The organism is Rhodococcus sp. P4_F3_2 (assembly GCF_056401335.1).
On sequence record NZ_JBFUJN010000082.1, the window covers coordinates 1 to 3,227 of the forward strand.

The following is a 3,227-nucleotide window of genomic DNA, read 5'->3' on the forward strand; positions in this document are numbered from 1 at the left end:
TTGTGTGTTGTTTGAGAACTGCACAGTGGACGCGAGCATCTTTGTTGTAAGTAATGAAGAGCGTACGGTGGATGCCTTGGCACCAGGAGCCGATGAAGGACGTAGGAGGCTGCGATAAGCCTCGGGGAGCTGTCAACCGAGCTGTGATCCGAGGATGTCCGAATGGGGAAACCCAGCACGAGTGATGTCGTGTTACCCGCGCCTGAATATATAGGGCGTGTGGAGGGAACGTGGGGAAGTGAAACATCTCAGTACCCACAGGAAGAGAAAACAACCGTGATTCCGTGAGTAGTGGCGAGCGAAAGCGGAAGAGGCTAAACCATGGGTGTGTGATAGCCGGCAGGTGTTGCATTCGTGGGGTTGTGGGGTTCATTTTGTCTGTTCTGCCGAGCAGGCCAACAGTAAGAAATCACAGGGTTAGTGGAAGTGGTCTGGAACGGCCTGTCGTAGAGGGTGAGAATCCCGTACACGAAAACTTTGTGACTGTTGTAATGGAAACCCAAGTAGCACCGGGCCCGTGAAATCTGGTGTGAATCTGTCGGGACCACCCGATAAGCCTGAATACTCCCTGGTGACCGATAGCGGACTAGTACCGTGAGGGAAAGGTGAAAAGTACCCCGGGAGGGGAGTGAAATAGTACCTGAAACCGTGCGCTTACAATCCGTCAGAGCCTTCGAACAGTTTACTGTTGGGGGTGATGGCGTGCCTTTTGAAGAATGAGCCTGCGAGTTAGTGGCATGTCGCGAGGTTAACCCGTGTGGGGTAGCCGTAGCGAAAGCGAGTCCGAATAGGGCGATCGTAGTGGCATGCTCTAGACCCGAAGCGGAGTGATCTACCCATGGCCAGGTTGAAGCGACGGTAAGACGTCGTGGAGGACCGAACCCACTTAGGTTGAAAACTGAGGGGATGAGTTGTGGGTAGGGGTGAAAGGCCAATCAAACTCCGTGATAGCTGGTTCTCCCCGAAATGCATTTAGGTGCAGCGTCGCGTGTTTCTCACCGGAGGTAGAGCTACTGGATGGTCTAGGGGGCCCACAAGCTTACCGAAATCAGCCAAACTCCGAATGCCGGTGAGTGAGAGCGCGGCAGTGAGACTGCGGGCGATAAGGTTCGTAGTCGAGAGGGAAACAGCCCAGATCGCCAGCTAAGGTCCCTAAGCGTGTACTAAGTGGAAAAGGATGTGGGGTCGCGAAGACAACCAGGAGGTTGGCTTAGAAGCAGCCACCCTTGAAAGAGTGCGTAATAGCTCACTGGTCAAGTGATCCTGCGCCGACAATGTAGCGGGGCTCAAGTACACCACCGAAGCTGCGGCATTCACGCAATAGCCCCCAGTTGATCCAAGGATTTTCTGGCAGGTGTGTGGATGGGTAGGGGAGCGTCGTGTGGCCATGGAAGCGGCAGGGTGACCTAGCCGTGGAGGCCACACGAGTGAGAATGCAGGCATGAGTAGCGAAAGACGAGTGAGAAACTCGTCCGCCGAATGACCAAGGGTTCCTGGGCCAGGTTAATCCGCCCAGGGTGAGTCGGGACCTAAGACGAGGCCGACAGGCGTAGCCGATGGACAACGGGTTGATATTCCCGTACCCGTGTGAACGCGCCCATGGTGAATCAGTGATACTAACCATCCTGAAGCCACGAGAAGACCTTCGGGTCTCGAGTTGGTGGATGCATGGGACCTGATCTGGTAGTAGCCAAGCGATGGGGTGACGCAGGAAGGTAGCTGAGCCAGTCAGTGGTAATACTGGTGTAAGCGTGTAGGGCGTGACCTAGGCAAATCCGGGTCACACATAGCCTGAGACGTGATGCGTAGCCGATTGAGGCGAATTCAGTGATCCTATGCTGCCGAGAAAAGCCTCTAGCGAGCTTTCACACGGCCCGTACCCCAAACCGACACAGGTGGTCAGGTAGAGAATACTAAGGCGATCGAGATAACTATGGTTAAGGAACTCGGCAAAATGCCCCCGTAACTTCGGGAGAAGGGGGGCCCTGTYTGGTGACGACATTTACTGTCTGAGCTGGGTGGGGCCGCAGAGACCAGTGAGAAGCGACTGTTTACTAAAAACACAGGTCCGTGCGAAGTCGTAAGACGATGTATACGGACTGACGCCTGCCCGGTGCTGGAAGGTTAAGAGGACCGGTTAGTTCCTTCGGGAGCGAAGCTGAGAATTTAAGCCCCAGTAAACGGCGGTGGTAACTATAACCATCCTAAGGTAGCGAAATTCCTTGTCGGGTAAGTTCCGACCTGCACGAATGGCGTAACGACTTCTCAGCTGTCTCAACCGTAGACTCGGCGAAATTGCATTACGAGTAAAGATGCTCGTTACGCGCGGCAGGACGAAAAGACCCCGGGACCTTCACTACAGCTTGGTATTGGTGTTCGGTTCGGTTTGTGTAGGATAGGTGGGAGACTGTGAAACGGTGACGCCAGTTATCGTGGAGTCGTTGTTGAAATACCACTCTGATCGAATTGGACCTCTAACCTCGGACCATGATCTGGTTCAGGGACAGTGCCTGGTGGGTAGTTTAACTGGGGCGGTTGCCTCCCAAAATGTAACGGAGGCGCCCAAAGGTTCCCTCAGCCTGGTTGGCAATCAGGTGTCGAGTGCAAGTGCACAAGGGAGCTTGACTGTGAGACTGACAGGTCGAGCAGGGACGAAAGTCGGGACTAGTGATCCGGCACCGGCAAGTGGAAGCGGTGTCGCTCAACGGATAAAAGGTACCCCGGGGATAACAGGCTGATCTTCCCCAAGAGTCCATATCGACGGGATGGTTTGGCACCTCGATGTCGGCTCGTCGCATCCTGGGGCTGGAGTAGGTCCCAAGGGTTGGGCTGTTCGCCCATTAAAGCGGCACGCGAGCTGGGTTTAGAACGTCGTGAGACAGTTCGGTCTCTATCCGCCGCGCGCGTTAGAAACTTGAGGAAGGCTGTCCCTAGTACGAGAGGACCGGGACGGACGAACCTCTGGTGTGCCAGTTGTTCCGCCAGGAGCACCGCTGGTTAGCTACGTTCGGAAGGGATAACCGCTGAAAGCATCTAAGCGGGAAGCCTGTTCCAAGATGAGGTTTCTCACCCCCTCGAGGGGGTAAGGCCCCCGGCAGACCACCGGGTTGATAGGCCAGAACTGGAAGTGCAGTAATGCATGCAGGTGACTGGTACTAATAGGCCGAGGACTTACCACAAAGAAGCTACGCGTCCACTGTGCGGTATCTGAAACAACACACAGATAC

The 3,227-nt window shown here is 55.0% G+C and carries 1 rRNA gene; it reads left to right on the forward strand.

The annotated features are described in order from the left end of the window. The first annotated feature begins 44 nt into the window (after positions 1–44). Positions 45–3,179: ribosomal RNA gene (locus tag AC1DWA_RS32795) — 23S ribosomal RNA — on the forward strand. Positions 3,180–3,227: the final 48 nt, after the last annotated feature.